Source organism: Achromobacter xylosoxidans (genome assembly GCF_014490035.1).
Taxonomy (GTDB): Bacteria; Pseudomonadota; Gammaproteobacteria; order Burkholderiales; family Burkholderiaceae_B; genus Achromobacter; species Achromobacter bronchisepticus_A.
Genome location: NZ_CP061008.1, coordinates 6,008,409 through 6,027,511, shown reverse-complemented (window position 1 = coordinate 6,027,511; position 19,103 = coordinate 6,008,409). Strand labels below are relative to the sequence as shown.

At 64.6% G+C, this 19,103-nt stretch carries 20 protein-coding genes; 12 read left to right on the top strand and 8 right to left on the bottom strand.

All coding sequences use genetic code 11. The annotated features are described in order from the left end of the window. Positions 1-5 precede the first annotated feature (5 nt). The 6 genes from IAG39_RS27985 to yjgA form a co-directional block, all read right to left on the bottom strand. Positions 6-698, bottom strand: coding sequence for an isochorismatase family cysteine hydrolase (locus IAG39_RS27985; RefSeq protein WP_118932550.1), 693 nt, complete (start codon positions 696-698; stop codon positions 6-8). Between the two features lie 9 nt (positions 699-707). Beyond that, positions 708-1,544 carry an ABC transporter permease gene (locus tag IAG39_RS27980; protein WP_059372861.1) on the bottom strand — a complete coding sequence of 279 codons (837 nt, stop codon included), beginning with the start codon at positions 1,542-1,544 and terminating at the stop codon, positions 708-710. Positions 1,545-1,547: 3 nt separating this feature from the next. Next, the gene (locus IAG39_RS27975) at positions 1,548-2,363 is read right to left on the bottom strand and encodes an ABC transporter ATP-binding protein (protein ID WP_059373042.1); all 816 of its coding nucleotides are present in this window, start codon (positions 2,361-2,363) and stop codon (positions 1,548-1,550) included. Then, positions 2,363-3,367 (bottom strand): ABC transporter substrate-binding protein, encoded by a 1,005-nt coding sequence (locus IAG39_RS27970; protein WP_059372863.1) that lies wholly within the window; start codon positions 3,365-3,367, stop codon positions 2,363-2,365. Before IAG39_RS27970 ends, IAG39_RS27975 begins: the two co-directional genes overlap by 1 nt. A gap of 336 nt (positions 3,368-3,703) precedes the next feature. Beyond that, positions 3,704-4,381 carry an alpha/beta hydrolase gene (locus IAG39_RS27965; RefSeq protein ID WP_059372865.1) on the bottom strand — a complete coding sequence of 226 codons (678 nt, stop codon included), beginning with the start codon at positions 4,379-4,381 and terminating at the stop codon, positions 3,704-3,706. A 19-nt stretch (positions 4,382-4,400) separates the two neighbouring features. Next, entirely contained in the window at positions 4,401-4,952 is a 552-nt protein-coding gene (yjgA, locus tag IAG39_RS27960) for a ribosome biogenesis factor YjgA (RefSeq protein WP_059372867.1), read from the bottom strand. Positions 4,953-5,010: 58 nt separating this feature from the next. On the opposite strand from yjgA, the gene pmbA reads away from it, so the two are divergent. The 12 genes from pmbA (at position 5,011) to erpA (ending at position 16,189) form a co-directional block, all read left to right on the top strand. Next, positions 5,011-6,375 (top strand): metalloprotease PmbA, encoded by a 1,365-nt coding sequence (pmbA, locus tag IAG39_RS27955; protein WP_059372869.1) that lies wholly within the window; start codon positions 5,011-5,013, stop codon positions 6,373-6,375. A gap of 171 nt (positions 6,376-6,546) precedes the next feature. Continuing rightward, complete coding sequence (locus IAG39_RS27950) at positions 6,547-7,644, top strand: TRAP transporter substrate-binding protein (protein ID WP_118932552.1); 1,098 nt, start codon at positions 6,547-6,549, stop codon at positions 7,642-7,644. Between the two features lie 256 nt (positions 7,645-7,900). After that, complete coding sequence (locus IAG39_RS27945) at positions 7,901-9,055, top strand: ABC transporter substrate-binding protein (RefSeq protein WP_118932553.1); 1,155 nt, start codon at positions 7,901-7,903, stop codon at positions 9,053-9,055. A 169-nt stretch (positions 9,056-9,224) separates the two neighbouring features. Next, the gene (locus IAG39_RS27940) at positions 9,225-10,106 is read left to right on the top strand and encodes a branched-chain amino acid ABC transporter permease (protein WP_059372875.1); all 882 of its coding nucleotides are present in this window, start codon (positions 9,225-9,227) and stop codon (positions 10,104-10,106) included. 3 nt (positions 10,107-10,109) lie between these two features. Beyond that, the gene (locus tag IAG39_RS27935; RefSeq protein WP_013391409.1) at positions 10,110-10,985 is read left to right on the top strand and encodes a branched-chain amino acid ABC transporter permease; all 876 of its coding nucleotides are present in this window, start codon (positions 10,110-10,112) and stop codon (positions 10,983-10,985) included. After that, positions 10,978-11,766, top strand: a complete 789-nt coding sequence (locus IAG39_RS27930; RefSeq protein WP_059372876.1) for an ABC transporter ATP-binding protein — start codon at positions 10,978-10,980, stop codon at positions 11,764-11,766. Before IAG39_RS27935 ends, IAG39_RS27930 begins: the two co-directional genes overlap by 8 nt. A 55-nt stretch (positions 11,767-11,821) precedes the next feature. Next, on the top strand, positions 11,822-12,532 hold the full coding sequence (locus IAG39_RS27925; RefSeq protein ID WP_054458384.1) for an ABC transporter ATP-binding protein: 711 nt from the start codon (positions 11,822-11,824) through the stop codon (positions 12,530-12,532). A gap of 298 nt (positions 12,533-12,830) precedes the next feature. Then, entirely contained in the window at positions 12,831-13,259 is a 429-nt protein-coding gene (rplM, locus tag IAG39_RS27920) for a 50S ribosomal protein L13 (RefSeq protein WP_013391412.1), read from the top strand. 9 nt (positions 13,260-13,268) lie between these two features. Continuing rightward, positions 13,269-13,661, top strand: coding sequence for a 30S ribosomal protein S9 (gene rpsI, locus IAG39_RS27915; protein ID WP_006217310.1), 393 nt, complete (start codon positions 13,269-13,271; stop codon positions 13,659-13,661). A 214-nt stretch (positions 13,662-13,875) separates the two neighbouring features. After that, the gene (gene argC, locus IAG39_RS27910; protein WP_054458385.1) at positions 13,876-14,940 is read left to right on the top strand and encodes an N-acetyl-gamma-glutamyl-phosphate reductase; all 1,065 of its coding nucleotides are present in this window, start codon (positions 13,876-13,878) and stop codon (positions 14,938-14,940) included. A 44-nt stretch (positions 14,941-14,984) separates the two neighbouring features. Beyond that, on the top strand, positions 14,985-15,731 hold the full coding sequence (locus IAG39_RS27905; RefSeq protein WP_118932593.1) for a DUF6776 family protein: 747 nt from the start codon (positions 14,985-14,987) through the stop codon (positions 15,729-15,731). Positions 15,732-15,817: 86 nt separating this feature from the next. Then, a complete protein-coding gene (erpA, locus tag IAG39_RS27900; protein ID WP_013391415.1) occupies positions 15,818-16,189 on the top strand; it encodes an iron-sulfur cluster insertion protein ErpA in 372 nt (123 codons plus the stop codon). Between the two features lie 69 nt (positions 16,190-16,258). On the opposite strand, the gene IAG39_RS27895 is transcribed toward erpA, so the two are convergent. After that, positions 16,259-17,380, bottom strand: a complete 1,122-nt coding sequence (locus IAG39_RS27895; RefSeq protein WP_118932554.1) for an anhydro-N-acetylmuramic acid kinase — start codon at positions 17,378-17,380, stop codon at positions 16,259-16,261. A 76-nt stretch (positions 17,381-17,456) separates the two neighbouring features. Then, complete coding sequence (locus IAG39_RS27890; protein ID WP_059372880.1) at positions 17,457-18,866, bottom strand: M23 family metallopeptidase; 1,410 nt, start codon at positions 18,864-18,866, stop codon at positions 17,457-17,459. Positions 18,867-19,103: the final 237 nt, after the last annotated feature.

The window sequence follows — 19,103 nt, the reverse complement described above, 5'->3', positions numbered from 1 at the left end:
CCCGTTCAGGCGGTCTTCCTGGCTGCCTGGGCGGGCTTGAGCCGCGCGATCGATTCGTCCACCGACAGCACGTCGCCGAAGAACAGCATCCAGCCGTGCAACGCGTGTTCATGCTCGGCAGGCGTGACGGCGGCCAGCGCGTCGTCCACCATGATGGTGCGGAAGTCCCGCATCATCGCGTCGCGCGCGGTGGATTCGCAGCACACATTGGTGACGGTGCCGGCGATCAGCAGCGTGTCCACGCCGCGCCCGCGCAACAGCGGCTCCAGTTCGGACGAGCCCGGCGCCATCGCGCTGTAGAAGCGCTTGGTCACGCGCAGGTCGGTGTCGTGCGCATGCAGGTCCTGATGCAGCGCATACCCCGGAGCATCGCGGCGCAGCGTTTCCAGACGCCTGGCGCTGCGCTCCGGCGTCAGCATCACGCCGTGATGGTGCGACCAGAACGAGTCGGCGTTATCGGAGGCGGTCTGCACCCACACGATGGTGCCGCCGGCGGCGCGCACCGCGTCGCACAGGCGGTTGATGGGGGCGATGATCTCGCGCGCCGGCGCGCATTCGCCCTGGTAGCCGGGCAGCGTGAAGTACTGCTGCATGTCCACCACCACCACCGCGAGGCGCGCGGCGGGCAGTTCGTCATAGGGGTGCAGGCGGCCCTGGCGGGCGATCACGCGATCCTTTACCCATTGCGGGAATTCCATGGCGGTTCCTTATCCGTAGCGCCGCGCGATCGCGGCTTCGATGCGGTAGACGATCAGGTACATCACGCTGGAGATCAGGGCCAGGATGGCGATGGCGGTCATGACGATGTTCAGCTTGAACACCTGGCTGCCGTTCATGATGAGAAAGCCCAGGCCGGAATCCGCCGACTGGAACTCGCCCACGATCACCCCCACCAGCGCCAGGCCGATGTTCATCTTCACCGCCGCGATCAGCGTGGGCACGCTGCCCGGCAGCACCACCTTGGTCAGCACCTGCCAGCGGCTGGCGCCGAAGGTGTGGGCGAGCTTCACCTTGTTCAGGTCTATGCCGCGAAACCCCGCATACACCACCATGATGGTCACGAACACCGCGATCGCCACGGCCATGCCGTACACCGCGTAGTCCGAACCCAGCCACAGGTAGAAGATCGGCACGAAGGCGATCTTGGGCATGGCGTTGGCCACCACCAGGAAGGGGTCCAGCACCTTGTACAGGAAGTCCGACCACCACAGCGCGGCCGCCACCACGATGCCGATCGCCATGCTCAGGCCGAAGCCCACCAGCGTGGCGCTCAGCGTGGTCATGATGTGCTTGCCCAGGTTGCCGTTGTTCCAGAGCTCGATGAACGTCGGCCACAGCGCGCTGGGGTAGCTGGTCAGGAGCGGGTTGAGGATGTGCATGCGCGGCAGGATTTCCCAGGCGCACAGGAACACGGCCAAGAGCAGCGCCTGCGCGATGCGGATGTGCCGGCGGCGGGCGCGGTCGCGCCGCAGGTAGTTCAGGTACTTCTCGCTGGGCGCGCGCACGGCGCGCAGCGGAACGGTGTTGGCGACGGGCGCGTTCATGGGTCAACCCTCCACGTGGACATCGAGCTCGTCCCACAGCTGTTTGAAGTAGGTATTGAATTCGGGCCGCGAGCGCGCCTGGAACGGCGTGGGCCGGGCCTGGCCGTCGCCGTAATGGATGCGGTACTGGCTCTTGAGGCGGCCGGGCCGGCGCGACAGCACGATCACGCGGTCCGTCATGGCGATGGCTTCGCCGATGTCGTGCGTCACCAGCACCACGGTCTTGCCTTCGCGCCGCAGGATGTCCACCACTTCGTCGGAGATTGCCAGCCGGGTCTGCGAATCCAGCGCCGAGAAGGGCTCGTCCAGCAGGATCACGTCCGGCTCGGTGACCAGGGTGCGGGCCAGCGCGGCGCGCTGCCGCATGCCGCCCGACAACTGGCGCGGCGTGTGCGACAGGAAGGCGCCCAGTCCGCATTTCTCCAGCAGATGCACGGCGCGCGCCTCGCTGCGCGCATCGCGCCGGCCCTGGATCTCCGCGCCCAGCATGACGTTGTCCAGGATGGTGCGCCATTCGAACAGGTAGTCCTGCTGCAGCATGTAGCCGATGCGCGGATTGGGCTTGGTCACGGCCTGGCCGTCTATCATCACGGCGCCCGAGGTCGGCGGAATCAGGCCGGCGATCAGCGACAGCAGCGTGCTCTTGCCGCAGCCGCTTTGCCCGATCAGGCTGACGAATTCGCCCGCCGCCAGCGTGAACGACACGTTCGACAGCGCCTCCGTCTCGCCTTCCTGGGTGAAATAGGAAAGACAGACCTCGCGCAGTTCGATCTTCGCCGTGGCGGTGTCCGGCTTCAGGTTGTGGACGACGGCGCCCATCATTGGGCCTTCTTCGCGAAGTCGGTCACCACCACGTCCTCGTACTTCACGCGGGCGTTGTCCTTCATGACCGCGCTGGCGATCAGCATGTCCTGCAACTGGTTCATGGCTTCGGCCGTCACCAGCGGCGTGGTCTTCCAGATCTGGTACTTCTTGTAGCGCTCGATGGCCTCTGTCACCGCAGCCTGGTCCATGCCGGGGAAGTACGTCATGATCTGCGGCGTCAGCGTGGCCGCGGGCGTGTCCTTCACGTATTTTTCGGCGCGCGCCACCACGTCGGTCCAGGCCTGGATGACCTTGGGGTTGTCGCGGATGTACTTGTCGGTGGCGGTGAAGACCGTGTAGTCCACCTGGCCGACTTCGTGGCCCACCGAGGCGACGATGTAGCCCTTGCCGTTGCGCACCAATTCGCCGGCCTCGGGTTCAAGAAAAATGCCATATTCGCCCTGGCCGGCCATCCAGGCGCCCGCGCGCGCGGGAATGCCGATGTTGTTCAGCAGCTTCACGTCCTTTTGGGGATCCACGCCATGCTTGCGCAGCGCCGTTTCCAGGAACACGATGGGATTGGAGCCCGGCCGGAAGCCGATGACCTCCTTGCCCTTGAGCATGGACCAGTCGAACTTCTCCACCGGCTTGCGCGCCAAAAGGAAGAATCCGTCGGTGGCGGTCAGCCCGGCAAAGATCTTGGGCTTGACCGGGGATTCGCTGTTGTGGACGTAGATGGACGCCTCGGGCCCGATCAGCACGATGTCGGCGCTGCCGGACAGCAGGGCGGTCATGCCCTTGTCGGTGCCTTGCGAGGTCTTCATGGACACGTCCAGGCCCGCGTCCTTGAAATAGCCCTGCGACAGGGCCACGTACTTGGGCACGTAAAGAATGGACCGCACCACTTCTTCGTAGCGGACCTTCACGGGGGGATTGAGGGCTTCGGCCTGGGCGGCCAAGGGGGCGAACAGCGCGAGCAGCGCCGCAGCCGCCAGACGGGGCGATGGCAAGGATTTCACGGGACTTTCTCCTGCGTCTTGAATGCCACGCCGAAACCCGGCGCGACACGGCCAATGGGATGGATCGACAACAACAACAGGGAAGCCCGAACTGCTCGCCCGGGCCGGTAAGGCTTGGATCGAATACTATATTCAATACAAATAGGCGACAAGCTTTTTGCAGTTGGCGTTTTTCTCTATGGACGAGAGAAAGTCAGCCCAGGAAAATTCCAGGCTGGGATACCACTTGGTATACAAAATGAAATCGCAGGCCGCCAGGGCCTGCGAGCGGGCGGGCAGGGCGCAGGACGCCCATCTGCCGCGATCAGGGCCGCCGGGCGCGGCCCTGCATGGTCCTCAGACCAGAACCTGGTTCAGGAACTTGGAGATATCCGCCACTTCCTCGGCGCAGACCGAGTGCGGCATCGGGTAGGTGTGCCATTGCACGTCGTAGCCCAGCCGCCGCAGCTCGGCCAGCGAGGCCTGGGCGCGCGGCAGCGACACCACCGGGTCGTACTGGCCATGGGCCAGGAAGATGGGTGTGTCCTGGTTGGCGCTGTTGCGCTCGGCTTCGGCCGTGTCCAGCAGCGGCAGATAGCCCGACAGGCCCATCATGCCCGCCAGCTTTTCCGGCAGGCGGATGCCCGTGTGCAGGGTCATGGCGCAGCCCTGCGAAAAGCCTGCCAGCACGATCTTCGAGGTCGGGATGCCGCGGGCGTTCTCGCGCGCGATCAGCTTGTGGATCGCGGCTTCGGAGGCGCGGATGCCGCGGGCGTCCTCGACGCGTACCAGGTCCATGACCAGGATGTCGTACCAGGAGCGCATCGACATGCCGTTATTGATCGTCACGCGCTGCACCGGCGCGTTCGGGAACACGAAGCGCACCGATGCGCCGGCCGGCAGGTCCAGCTCCGGCACGATGGGCGCGAAGTCGTTGCCGTCGGCGCCCAGGCCATGCAGCCAGATCACGGCGTGCGTGGGATTGGGGGCGGTTTCGATCTCGATGCAATCGAGCAGGTCGGTCGGAGCGTTCATGGACGGCGGGCGATGAAAATCAAAGGGTAAGGGTCTTCAGGGCCTGGAACAGCGCGCGGTAGTGCTTCTTCTGCGGTTCCTGGCCTTGCAGCAGGGCGGCGTTGGCCAGCTTTTCCTTGCGGGCGGCGCGGATCAGCGCGCGCAGCTGCTGCACGTCGGCTTGCGGATTGCTGTTGAGCAGCTTGGTCAAGGCCTCGTCGTCGTCCAGCAGGCGGTCGCGCAGCGTCTCCAGCCGGTGCATGGCGGCGGTTTCCTCGCGCGAGCCGTTTTCCCAGACATCGAGCTGGGCGCGGATCTCGTCGGCGGGCGCGTCGCGCATCAGCTTGCCCACGAAGTGAACCTGGCGCCGCTTGCCCTCGCGCCCGGTGGTGCGCTGCGCCGTGCGGATCGCCTCATAGAGACGCTCGGCCAGCGGCAATTGCTTGAGGCGTTCGGGGGACAGTTCGATCAGCTGCTTGCCCAGGTCCAGCAGCGCGTGCATTTCGCGCTTGACCTGGGACTTGCTGGGACGGTCGTAGCCGTTCTCGTCGTAACCGTCGTCGACGGATTCTTCTTCAATATGGGAATTCATGGAAAACTGCGCAATGACAGACTTGGCTATGATAACCGTCTCTGCAAATTGGACAGCAATGGTTAAAACCTCCTCATCCTTGCCGCTGGCGGCGAATCACGCGCGTTTTTCTGAACTCGTCGAACAAACCCTCGCCTATGCGCGCCAGATCGGCGCCTCCGACGCAGCGGCGGAAGTCTCGGAAAGCCTGGGCCTGTCGGTCTCCGTACGCAAGAACGACATCGAAACCGTCGAACAGACCCGCGACCGTTCGCTGGACCTGACGGTCTACGCCGGCCAGAGCCGCGGCTCCGCTTCCACCTCCGACTTTTCCGAAGCGGCGCTGCGCCAGACGGTCGAAGCCGCCTGGCACATCGCGCGCCATACCGCCGCCGATCCGGCCGCCGGCCTGCCCGACGCCGACCAGCTGGCCACCGAATTCCCCGACCTGGACCTGCACCGCGCCTGGGGCGTGTCCACCGAAGAAGCCGCCGAGCTGGCGCTGCGCGCCGAGCGCGCCGCGCGCGAGGTCGATCCGCGCATCACCAATACCGATGGCGCCACCGTGGGCACCTACGAAGGCCAGTTCGTGATGGGCAACACGCGCGGCTTCCTGGGCGGCTACCCGTACTCGCGCCACAGCCTGTCGGTCGCGCCCATCGCCGGCCGCGGCAACGGCATGCAGCGCGACTACTGGTACAGCTCCGAACGCGATCCGGCCAAGCTGGCTTCGCCCGAAGCCATCGGCCGCTACGCCGCCGAGCGCACGCTGTCGCGGCTGTCGGCCCGCCGCATCCGCACCGGCAAGTTCCCCGTCCTGTTCGAAGCGCCCCTGGCGTTGGGGCTGGTGGGCGCCTTGACCCAGGCCGCCAACGGCGGCGCGCTGTACCGCAAGGCCAGCTTCCTGCTGGACGCGCTGGGCAAGCCCATCTTCCCCGAACATATCAACCTGACCGAAGATCCGCACATCCGCGGCGCGATGGGCAGCTCGCCCTTCGACGACGAAGGCGTGCGCACGCGCCGCCGCAGCGTGGTGTCGGCCGGGGTGCTGGAAGGCTATTTCCTGTCGTCCTACACCGCTCGCAAATTGGGCATGACCACCACCGGCAATGCCGGCGGTTCGCATAACCTGGTGTTCAGCTCCACCCAGACCCGCCGTGGCGACGACTTCGAAGCCATGCTCAAGAAGATGGGCACGGGCTTTCTCGTCACGGAGCTGATCGGCCAGGGCGTCAACTACGTCACCGGCGACTACTCGCGCGGCGCGTTCGGCTACTGGGTGGAAAACGGCCAGATCCAGCACGCGGTGCAGGAAATCACCATTGCCGGCAATCTGGCCGATATGTTCAAGCAGATCGTGGCGGTCGGCGCCGACACGATTTCGCGCGGCACCAAGACCACCGGCTCGATCCTGATCGAGCAGATGGCGATCGCCGGAATCTGATCCTGCGTATTGGCCGCGGCATGATGCGCCGCGGCCGCCACGCAGACCCGGCAGTCGTTCCGGTCTTTGCAATCCCTTACCTGATAGTGTGGCCAGGCAGGCCGATATCAGCGTGTAATATCCGCCGGGTATCGCTTGATGTCCCAGGTGTTGCTGTAAAGGAGCAAAGAGATGCAACGACGTTCGTTCTTGAAGCACGCCGGTCTCGGCGCTGTCGCCACCGGAGCCGCCGTCAGCGCGCCCGCGTTCGCGCAGGACATGCCATCATTGAGCTGGCGCCTGTCTTCCGGCTTCCCCAGCACCCTGGATCTGCGCATTGGCGCTGGCGAAAGCTTCTGCAAGTTCGTCTCTGAAGCCACGGGCGGAAAGTTCAACATCCGCCATTTCCCCGAGGGCGAGATCGTGCCCGCCGCGGACCTGATGGAAGCGGTCTCCACCAAGAAGGTGGAATGCGGCCATGCCTCGTCCCGCGCCTACTACGCCAAGAACCCCGTCTTCTGCTTCGACGCCGCAGTGCCCTTCGGCCTGAACGCCAGGCAGATGAACGCCTGGATGAGCGAAGGCGGCGGCCTGCGGCTGACCCGCGAACTCTTCAAGCCTGAAAAAATCATCAACTTTCCGCTGGGCAACACCGGCGCCCAGATGGGCGGCTGGTACACCAAGGAAATCAAGCGCGCCGGCGACCTGAAAGACCTGAAAATGCGGGTGGGCGGCCTGGCCGGCGACGTGCTGGCCAAGCTGGGCGTGGCGCCGCAGCAGGCCGATCCCGCCAAGCTGGCCGAAGCCTTCGAGAAGGACGGCCTGCAGGCGGTGGCGGGCGCGGGCCCCTACGATGACGACAAGCTCGGTCTTAATAAGGTTGCTAAGTATTACTACGCACCCGGCTGGTGGGCGCCCGGCGAACAGCTGTCGCTGTATATCAACGACGAAGCCTGGAATGCGTTGCCCAAGAACTACCAGGCCGTGGTGGACGCGGCCGCCCAGGCCGCGCATGCCGCCGCCATCGCCCGCTACGATGCCCGCAACGCGGCCGCGCTGGCCCAATTGACGACAAACGGCGCTCAAATCCGTACATTCCCGCGGTCCATCATGGACCTGGCGTTCGAGGCCACGCAGCAGCTCTATAAGGACTTGGGCGCCAAAGACCCCAGATTCAAGGCGATGCACGATAGTTACATGGGTTTTCGCGACAGCGAAATGCCATGGTTCCGTCTGACCGAAAGCGCCTACGACCAATACCTGGGCGTAGCGCTATCGGCCAGAACGTAGGACACTTACGCCTGCCGAATAACATTCGGCCGGCGTTAGGGTTTTTGCTAGTAACCACACGTTTTTTACAAAAAAATGGGCGGTTTGTAGGCTTTTGTTGAATGGCGTTCGAGTAGCCGCCTGATACAAAGGAGTAATATCCCGGGTCTTGACGCGCAAACATGGCGCCTTTAGGCGGCATCCGACGTCAATCCGGCAGGATTACATCAGCCCGGATTACCAATATTCCGAGACAGACTTTAAGGTGGTAACAACCATGCAATCCAAGACCAAGAAGCTGCTGGCCGCGCTGATCGCTGCCGGTATCGTCCCGGCTGCCCATGCGGCCGACATCAAGATCGGCGTGGCCGAAGCCCTGTCGGGCGGCGCTGCCCAGTACGGCGTGTCGATCCGCAATGGTTTCCAGCTGGCCGCTGATGAAATCAACGCCGCCGGCGGCATCAACGGCAACAAGATCGTGCTCGTGGTCGAGGACGAACAAGGCAAGAAAGAAGAAGCGATCAACGTCTTCAAGAAGCTGATCTTCAAGGACAACGTCCTGATGGTCTTCGGCCCGACGCTGTCGAACTCGGCCCAGGCCGCCGACCCGATCGCCCAGGCCGCCAAGACGGTCGCCTTCGGCACCTCCAATACCGCCGACGGCATCACCTCCATCGGCAACTACGTGTTCCGCAACTCGGTCACCGAAGCCGACGTGCTGCCGGCCACCATCTCCACCGTCAAGGCCAAGACCGGCCTGAAGAACGTGGCGGTGCTCTACGGCAACGACGACGTCTTCACCAAGAGCGGCTACGACAACTTCAAGAAGGCCCTGGAAGACCAGAAGATCCCGGTCACGACGACCGAAACGTTCGCCAAGGGCGACGTGGACTTCAAGGCCCAGCTGACCAAGATCAAGGGCACCAACCCCGATGCCATCGTGCTGTCCGCACTGCTGGCCGAAGGCGCTCCGATCATGGTGCAGGCCCGCCAACTGGGCCTGAACGTGCCCGTCATCGGCGGCAACGGCATGAACTCGGTCAAGATTTTCGACCTGGCCCCTGGCGGCGCGTCGAACAATCTGTGGATCGGCAGCCCCTGGTCGATCGAGAACAAGGCCCCCGAGAACGTCAAGTTCATCGACGCCTACAAGGCCAAGTTCAACGGCGCGCCCGACCAGTTCGCGGCCCAGTCGTATGACGCCATGTACATCGCGGCCCAGGCCCTGAAGAACGTCAAGATCTCGGGCGACCTGCCCAAGGATCGCGCAGCCCTGCGCGACGCGCTGCCCGCGGTCACCTGGACCGGCGCCACTGGCCCGTTCAAGTTCCGTCAGGCCAACGACCGCGCCGGCAAGCCCGCCGGCTACGATGCCGACCAGGCTCCCATCGTCAGCGTGACGAAGGACGGCAAGTACGTCATCGAAAAGTAAGCGCTGCGCATCCCCGCGCGGGGGGATGCGCCTTGCGGGCGGCTGAGCCGTCCGCAAGGCGCTTTTTATCGCAGGGCCGTCACCCTAAAAGAAATGCCTCCCCGCCGGGAGGCTCAAGGCCATGCAGTGGGCGCTGCATGGGGCCCTCACAGCTTTGGAAAGTCCCATCATGTTCGAACAACAATTCGTCAATGCCTTGTCGCTGGGCTGTGTGTATGCACTGTTCGCGCTGGGCTTCACGCTGATCTTCGGCGTGCTCGGGGTGATCAACCTGGCGCATGGCGCCGTCTTCATGGTTGGCGCCTACGCGGCACTGTTCGTGGTGCAGCAATTCAGCCTGCCCTTGTGGGCCGGCCTGATGGCAGCGTTCTTCGTCGCCGGCTTCACCGGGGTCATCATCGACTACCTGGTGCTCAAGCCGCTGCGCAAGCGCAACGCGCCCCACCTGATCCCCATGATCGCCACCATCGGCGTGGGCATCATCCTGAACAACACCGCCCAGAGCATCTTTGGCGCGAGCAACCTGCGCTTCCCGCACGGCACCGTGCCCGAGGAAGTGATCGAGGTCGCCGGCCTGCATCTGACCGTCATTGAACTGGGCATCATCTTCCTGTCTTTCGCGCTGATGGCCGTGCTGATGTACGTCATGCGCCGCACGCAATTCGGCCGCGCCCTGCGCGCCATCGCCGAATCGCCCAAGGCCGCGTGGCTGCTGGGCATCAACGTCGAAAAACTGTTCGTCACCACCTCGTTCGCCGCGGCCGCCCTGGGCGGCGTTGCCGGCGTGCTGATCGGGCTGTACTCCAACGCGCTGTTCCCCCTGATGGGCCAGCCGATGCTGCACAAGGGCATCGCGGTCATCATCCTGGGCGGCATGGGCGACATCCGCGGCGCCATGCTGGGCGGCCTGTTCCTGGGCTTCGCCGAGGTGCTGTCGGTGGCCTACATCGGCTCCACCATGCGCGATGCGGTGGCTTTCGGCCTGCTGTTCCTGATCCTGCTGGTGCGCCCGCAAGGTCTGTTCGGCAAAGTGGTTCAACGCAAGGCTTAAAGAATGAGCGGATTCGAAAACTTCTGGGCCATCTACGGCAACTTGGTGCTCACGCTGGGCACCAATGCGTTGCTGGCCCTCTCCATCTGGCTGACCCTGGCTTGCGGCATGCTGGCCATGGCCAACGCAGCCTTCATGGGCATCGGGGCGTACACCGCCGCGCTGCTCACCATGAACTACGACGCGCCGTTCTCGGTTGCGCTTGCCGGCGGCATGGCCGCGCCCGCGCTGGTGGCGGCGTTGATCGGCTTGCCCACCTTGCGGCTGTCCGGGGTCTACCTCGCCATGGCCACGCTGGGTTTTGGCGAAGTGGTCCGCGTGACCATCCTCAACACCGAGTCCATAACCGGCGGCGCGCTGGGCCTTAACGGCATCCCGCAGCTGACGCAGTGGTGGCATGTGGTGCTGGCCGTCGTCATCGTGCTGTTCGTGCTGTGGCGCGTGCGCGCCTCCAAGATCGGACGCTCGTTCGATGCCATCCGCGGTGACGAAACCGCGGCCGGCCTGATGGGCATCGACGTGCGCGCCAACAAGATGCTGGCCTTCGTGGCCGGCGCGATGATCGCGGGTCTGGCCGGCGCCCTGAACGCGCACCTGACCTTCTTCATCGGCCCCAACGAATACGGTTTCGACCGTGGCGTGGAAATCCTGACCATGGCGATCCTGGGCGGCATCGGCGGCCTGGCCGGTCCCGTGCTGGGCAGCTTCATCATTACCGTGTTGCCCGAAATGCTGCGCGGTTTTGCCGATCTGCGCCTGGTCGCGAACGGAGTGATTCTGGTGGTGATTGTGTTGTTCCTGCCGCAAGGCATCTGGGATCCGGCGCGCTTCAAGCGCTGGATGCGCCAAGGACGCCAGGGAGGCAAGCGCCATGCTTGAGCTTTCTTCCGTCTCCAAGAGCTTCGGCGGTCTGCATGTGCTGCATGACGTCAGCCTGTCGGTCCCCGAAGGCGCCATCTTCGGCTTGATCGGCCCCAACGGCGCCGGCAAGACCACGGTGTTCAACCTCATCACCGGCCTGTTGCCGCCCAGCGGCGGCACCATCACGTTCAACGGCCAGAGCGTCCTGGACAAGAAGCCGCACCGCATCACGCGCATGGGCATCGCCCGCACGTTCCAGAACATCCGTCTCTTCAAGGAGATGACGCTGCTGGAAAACGTGGTGGTGGGCGCCTACCGCCACATGAACTACGGCTTCCCCAGCCTGCTGCTGGGCCTGCCGGGCTACCGCGAGCACGAAAAGCGCGCCCGCGAGCGCGCGCATGAACTGCTCACCTGGATGCGCCTGGACCATAAGGCCAACGACCTGGCGGACAACCTGTCCTACGGCGAGCAGCGCCGCCTGGAGCTGGCGCGCGCGCTGGCCACCGAGCCCAAGCTGCTACTGCTGGACGAGCCGGTCGCCGGCATGAACACCGGCGAGCGCGCCGAGCTCATGCGCGAGATCCTGGCCATCCGCGACCGCGGCTACACCATCCTCATGATCGAGCACGACATGCGCTTCGTCATGGGCTTGTGCGAGCGCATCGCGGTGCTGAACTTCGGCAAGATCATCGCTTGCGGCGGGCCTGACGAGATCCGCAACAACGAACAGGTCATCGAAGCCTATCTGGGCCGCGAAGACGACGAAGACACCGAACAAGCGGGGGCCGCCAAATGAGTCGCCGGGCCGCTCCCAAGACGAATACCGTAGCGCATTGCGCGGAGGCTGCACAATGAGCGCCATGCTGGAAGTCCGCGGACTCGAGGTCAATTACGGCCACATCGAAGCCGTCCGCGGCATCGACCTGGACCTGAACGCCAAGGAAATCACCGCCCTGGTCGGCGCCAACGGCGCCGGCAAGTCGACCACGCTGCTGGCGCTGTCGGGCCTGTTGCCCAAGGCGCGCGGCAAGATCACCTTCGAAGGCGAGGACATCACCAACCTGCCGCCGCATCAACTCGTGGCGCGAGGCATCGTCCAGGTGCCGGAAGGGCGGGCCATCCTCACCACCATGACCGTGCTCGAAAACCTGGAGCTGGGCGCCTACCGCCGCGGCCTCAAGAACGTCGACTCGGACCTGGAATACGTGTTCAACCTGTTCCCGCGCCTGAAGGAACGGATCACCGGCATCGCCGGCAACCTGTCCGGCGGCGAGCAGCAGATGCTGGCCATCGGCCGGGCACTGATGGCCAAGCCGCGCCTGCTGCTGCTGGACGAACCCTCCATGGGCCTGGCGCCCATCGTGGTGCAGGAGATCTTCCGCTCCCTGCGCGCGATCAACGCCGATGGCCTGACCCTGTTCCTGGTCGAGCAGAACGTGCGCCAGGCGCTGAAGATTGCCCAGCACGGTTACGTGCTGGAGAACGGCGCCATGGCGCTCACCGGCACCGGCCGCGAACTGCTGGGCCATCCCCGCGTTCTGGAAGCCTACCTGGGCGCCTGAGCGGGCGTTCCAGGGCGTGCGTCCCTGATTGTCTGGATGTGTCGGCGGCGCCTCAGGGCGCCGTTGGCGTATTTCCGACGAGGATTAAGTTGCCCACTTTTTGAGCAGCTGTGTTAGAATCGCAGGCTTTCCCTCATTTTGGCCAATGCACGGGCGGGTAATAACGCTTAGGCAAGACGCTGATATCGACTGAATTTTTGGAAAACCCGCTGGGTTCTTTCCGCGATTTTGGTCTAGTTCGGGGGAAAAAACTGGCTGGATGGTCCAGCCAGGAAAATTTTTATTCTTAGGAACCATCATGAAGACCTTTGTGGCCAAGCCGCATGAAGTCCAACGTGACTGGTTTGTGATCGACGCCAAGGGCAAAGTCCTCGGTCGTGTGGCCAGCGAAGTCGCACGTCGTCTGCGTGGCAAGCACAAACCTGAATTCACGCCGCACGTTGATACCGGTGACTACATCGTCATCGTCAACGCTGCCGATATCGTTGTTACGGGCGCCAAGGCGAAGGACAAGAAGTACTTCCGCCACACGACGTACCCGGGCGGTATCCGTGAAACGAACTTCGAGAAGATGCAAGAGCGTTTTCCCGGCCGCGCCATCCAGAAGGCTGTCAAGGGCATGCTGCCCAAGGGTCCTCTGGGCTACGCCATGATCAAGAAACTGAAGGTGTACGCCGGTGCCGAGCACCCGCACACCGCCCAGCAGCCCAAGACGCTGGATATCTAAGGAAACGCCATGATCGGTAACTGGAATTACGGAACCGGCCGTCGCAAAACCTCGGTGGCTCGCGTTTTCATCAAGAAGGGCACGGGTAAGATCGTTGTCAACGGCAAGCCCGTCGACGACTTTTTCGCCCGCGAAACCGGCCGCATGATCGTGCGCCAGCCGCTGGAACTGACCGGCCACCTGGAATCGTTCGACATCAAGGTCAACGTGCACGGCGGCGGTGAAACCGGCCAGGCCGGCGCAGTTCGTCACGGCATCACGCGTGCCCTGATCGACTACGACGCGACCCTGAAGCCCGCACTGTCGCAAGCTGGCTTTGTCACCCGCGATGCCCGCGAAGTCGAACGCAAGAAGGTCGGCTTCCGCAAGGCACGTCGGCGCAAGCAGTTCAGCAAGCGTTAATACGCTGCTGCACGAAAAAGCCCGCTTCGGCGGGCTTTTTTTCGCACTATTTGTACCAGCGCCGGACCCCGTCCGGCGCTGTGCGCCCCGCGCGGAACTCCGCGCATTCCCTCCGGTCGGAAAGAAGGACTGCGGTGCCATTTCGGGCTCTTAGCCGCAACACCCGCTTTCCCGAGCGATACAATCGATCCTCGTTCTACGAAGAGCACACATCATGGCCCAAGCATCGAACACCCGCATCAAGGTTGGTATCGTCGGCGGCACCGGTTACACCGGCGTCGAGCTGCTGCGCTTGCTGTCGCAGCATCCCAATGTGGAATTGACCGCCATCACGTCCCGCAAGGAAGACGGGCTGCCGGTGGCTGACATGTATCCGAACCTGCGCGGCCGCGTGAATATCGCTTTCTCCGCGCCGGAAAAGGCCACGCTGACGGATTGCGACGTCGTGTTCTTTGCGACGCCCCACGGCGTGGCCATGGCCCAGGCCCAGGAACTCATCAATGCCGGCACCAAGGTCATCGACCTGGCCGCCGACTTCCGCCTGCAGGACATCCCCACCTTCGAACGCTGGTACAAGATTCCCCATACCTGCCCGGACATCCTGGCCGAGTCCCAGTATGGCCTGGTGGAACTGAACCGCGAGGCCATCTCCAAGGCCCGCGTCATCGGCAACCCCGGCTGCTATCCCACCACCGTGCTGCTGGGCCTGGCTCCGCTGCTCGAAGGCGGCAAGAAGCTGATCGATGCGCAAACCCTGATCGCCGACTGCAAGTCGGGCGTGTCGGGCGCCGGCCGCAAGGCGGAAGTGGGCTCGCTCTTCTCCGAAGCTTCCGACAACTTCAAGGCCTACGGCGTGGCTGGCCACCGCCACCACCCGGAAATCGTCGCGCAGCTGGAAAAGATCGCCGGCGGCAAGGTCGGCCTGACCTTCGTGCCGCATCTGGTGCCGATGATCCGCGGCATGTTCTCCACCATCTATGCGCGCATCCTGCCGGAAGCCCGCGATACCGACTTCCAGGCCCTGTTTGAACAGCGCTACGCCGACGAGCCCTTCGTCGACGTCATGCCCGCTGGCAGCCTGCCTGAAACCCGTTCGGTGCGCGCCTCCAACAATCTGCGGATTGCGCTCAGCCGTCCCGGCAATGGTGACCAACTGATCGTCCTGGTGATTCAGGACAACCTGGTCAAGGGCGCTGCCGGCCAGGCCGTGCAGAACATGAACCTGATGTTCGGCATCCCCGAATCGACCGGCCTGGATCAGGTCGCGATCCTGCCTTGATGTACGCAGGCTTGCGGCCGCAGGGCCGCAAGCCGCCGCTCTTTATGCCCGCCGATTCCTCCACCACGCCCCAGTCTCGCTCCGCCGGCGGGTTGACGCGCGTATTCGTGGGCCTGCTGATCGGCGTGCTGCTGGGCGGTTCCGCCAGCTTCTTCTACGCCCGCAAGCTCTACCGGCCGCAGGATGCCGTGGTGATCAGCGCCCGGCAGGCCGAGGTCCAGGAAGAGGCCATGCGTCAACAGTCGACGCAGCTACGCTACACGCAAGGGCAGCTGGACACCGCCGACGGCGAGCTGGTCATCGAACGCGCCGCGCGCCAGGAACTGGAAACGCAGCTGCGCACGGTCCAGGCCGAGGTCGGCAGGGTGCGCGATCAATTGGCGTTCTATGAGCAGCTATTGCCGCCGGGTCCCGAGGGATCGGTGGACATCCGTGGCGTCGAGATCGACCGCAGTGGCGGCGGCTTGCGCTACAAGGTCCTGTTGATGCGCAGCGGCCGCAATGGCGGCTCTCCATTCTCGGGCGCTTTGCGTTTCCAGGCCACTGGCGTCCTGAAGGGCGAAACCGTGAAGGTGGATCTGGCGCCCATGCAGGTCAAGGCCGAATCCGGCTCTGTCGCCATTCCTGGCGACAGCGCGCCGACCTCGCCGCTGGCCCTGCAGTTCGATCAATACCAGCGCAGCCAGGGCATCCTGGCACTACCCGAGGGATTTGTCCCCGAAAGCGTGACGGTCAGCGTCCTGGAGGGCGATACCGTCCGCGCGTCAAGAAGCGTCAAGCTCGAACTTTGAGTCTGCGCAAGCCCTGCGCTATAGTGACACCATGCGAGCGCCGTTGCCGCTCACCGAAATATGGCCGAACCGGCCAGGAGTGAACCATGAATGCAGTGACCGAAACCGTCGACCTGCAGGCCGCCCCGCCTGCTCCCCTGGTTTTTACCGACTCGGCTGCGGCCAAGGTGAAGGATCTGTTGGCCGAAGAAGGCAATCCTGAGCTGAAGCTGCGCGTTTTCGTGCAGGGCGGAGGCTGTTCGGGTTTCCAGTACGGCTTCACCTTCGACGAAGTCGTGAACGATGACGACACCGTGCTGGACAAGGCCGGCGTGCAACTGCTGGTCGACCCGATGAGCTTCCAGTACCTGGTCGGCGCAGAGATCGACTACAAGGAAGACCTGGAAGGCGCGCAGTTCGTCATCCGCAATCCCAACGCCAGCACTACCTGCGGCTGCGGTTCCTCGTTCTCGGTGTAATCAGCCGGGCAGGAAAAAGGAAAAAGCCCTTCGGCGCGCCGAAGGGCTTTTTGCATGGGCGCGCGGCTTTCAGGCCGGATAGAGCGCGCCCAGGATGCGCGCGCCGCGCGCGCCGGTGACGGCCGGCAAGCCCGCAGGCCTGCGCTGCACGAAGGCCTGCGCCAGCCAGGCGAACGCCAGGGCCTCGACTTCTTGCGCCGGCACGCCCAGCGCATCGGTGGCGTGCACCGGCCGTTGCAGACAGTACGCCAGTTCGCGCATCAAGCCGGGATTGCGCGCGCCGCCGCCGCAGACGAAGACTTCCTGCGTGCCCGCCGCGGCCGCATCGACGGCATTGGCGACCGTGCGCGCCGTCAGGCGCTGCAGCGTGGCCTGCACGTCTTGCGGCGCAGGCTTGGGGCCGTCGAATGCGGCCAGGCGATCGTCCAGCCATTGCATGTTGAACAGGTCGCGCCCGGTGGATTTGGGTGGGGGCAGGGCGAACCAGGGTTCACTGGCCTGCAGTTGTTCCAGCAGCGGCGCCAGCACCTGGCCGGTCGCCGCCCAGCGGCCGTCGGCGTCATAAGGCCGGCCCAGGTGGCGCTGACACCAGCCGTCCAGCAGAACATTGGCGGGTCCAGTATCGAAGCCGCGGGGCGCATGCCCCGGTTCCAGCAGGGTCACGTTGGCGATGCCGCCCAGGTTGAGGACGGCGCGGCCTTGCGGCGAGCCGAAAATGGCGGCATGGAAGGGCGGCACCAGCGGCGCACCCTGGCCGCCCGCGGCCACGTCGCGGCTGCGGAAATCCGCCACCACGTCGATGCCGGTCAGTTCCGCCAGCAAGGCGGGGGCGTTGAGCTGCACGGTGTAGCCCAGGTCGGGCCGGTGCCGGACCGTCTGGCCGTGGGCGCCGATGGCGGTCACGTCACCGGCCGCGACGCCGGCTTGCTGCAACAGGGCCGCCACGGTCTGGGCATACAGGCGGGCGAGGGCGTTGGCGGCCAGCGCTGCGCGGGCCAGCTCGTCGTCGCCGGATTGGTTCAGGGCCAGCAGTTCGCGCCGCAGGTCCGCCGGCATGGGCAGGCTGGCGCTGGCGAGCACGGCCGGCGCCTGGTCATCGGCCAGGCGCACCAGCACGCCGTCCACGCCGTCCACGCTGGTACCCGACATCAGTCCGATATAGAGCTGTGCGTTAGTGGTGGATGGATTCACGAGGAGCCTCGAAAAAGAAAAAGCGGCCGCGCAGCTGAAAGTGCGGGGCCGCTTTTGACGGGACGTTGGACCGGCTTTAGCGGCTGGCCACGTTGGTCAGCGCGTCGGGCAGAGTCTGTTGGAACTCGGTCAGCAGCTGGATCTGCGCCTTGTACGGTCCCACGGCCTGATTGAAGGCGCGGACTTCGGCGGGTTCCAGGCTGCGGGCGACCGGCAGGTCCACCGACAGCGGATCGATCGGCTGGTTGTCCACGCGGAATTCGTAGTGCAGGTGCGGGCCGGTGGCCCAGCCGGTGGCGCCGACATAGCCCAGCAACTGGCCCTGCGAGATCTTCGAACCCTTGGTGATGCCTTCGGCGATGCGGCTCTGGTGGGCGTACAGCGTCGAATACTTGCCGTGGTGCTTGACGATGACGACGTTGCCGTAGCCATTCTGCCAACCGGAGAATTCCACGGTGCCGTCGGCGGTGGAGTGGATCGGCGTGCCCGAAGGCGCCGCGTAGTCCACGCCCTTGTGTCCCGTCCAGGTCTTGTGGATGGGGTGCATGCGCATGCCGAAGGTGGAGCTGATGCGGCTGAACTTCAGGGCGGTGCGCAGGAACGCGCCGCGCAGGCTGGTGCCGTCGAAGTCGTAGTACGAACCGCTCTTTTCGTCGGGGCTGAACCAGACGGCGTTGTAGGTCTTGTCGCCGTTGATGAATTCCAGCGCCAGCACGCGGCCGGCGCCAGCGTAGCGGCCGTCGTGCGAACGCACTTCGTAGACCACGCGGAATTTATCGCCCTGGCGCAGGTCGCGCAGGAAGTCGATCTTGGCGCTGAGGATGTCGGCCATCTGCATGGTGACCGAGTCCGGGATGCCGGCAGCGTCGGTGGCGCCGAACAGCGACGAACGGATCGTGCCCACGGCGACGCGGGTCTGGCGTTCGGTGCTTTCGGTGATTTCCTCGGCCTTGTAGCTGTCGCCCGCGGGCGCGACGTGCAGCATGCGCGTCACGACCTGGCCATCCGTCTCGTTGCCGGGGGTGTGGATGTAACGCAGCCAGATCAGGTTGCCGGCTTCGTCCGTCGCGGCCTGCACGGAGCGGCCGGGGTACAGCTTGTAGATGCTGCGGGCGCTGGCTTCGTGCGTCAGGAAGGTCTGCAGGCTGGGCGCGTCGAGTTCCAGGCGTTGCAGCACCGCGGCCAGCGTGTCGCCGGCACGGATCCGGGTTTCGCTGATGTAGGGGGCGGCGCTGGGGGTGCTGACTTCGACTTGCTCGGCGCTTAGCGGCAGGACGCTGCTGATGATGCGCGAAGGGGGGAGTTCGGTACGGTCGGGTTGCTGCACCATGCCCAGGGCGGCGGCGCCAGCGAACAGACCAATTGCGGTGACGAGAAGCGTGCGGCGGAAAAGTCCCGAGCGCTGAGGCTTGGGCTTGACGGGCGCAAACACGGCAGCAACTTTGCGTTTGATGCTACTCGCCAGTTCGTGGAGGCCACGATTCATCGTGAAGATACCCTCTCAGGTGGCTTGAGCTCGCAGGGTGCGTGACACGAACGGCCCTCGCGCGCACATTTCGGGGCAAGGGCTGGCGCGGGGCGCATCTTGTGAACAGCGGGGTGTAAACCGGACCACAACTGCGTATATATGGCAATTGCGTATGATTAGGGCGGTATCCTAGCTGATTCGGCTAGAATTTTCGATAGTTTTCGTCACTTTTTACACCTTTTTATCGGCTGAAGC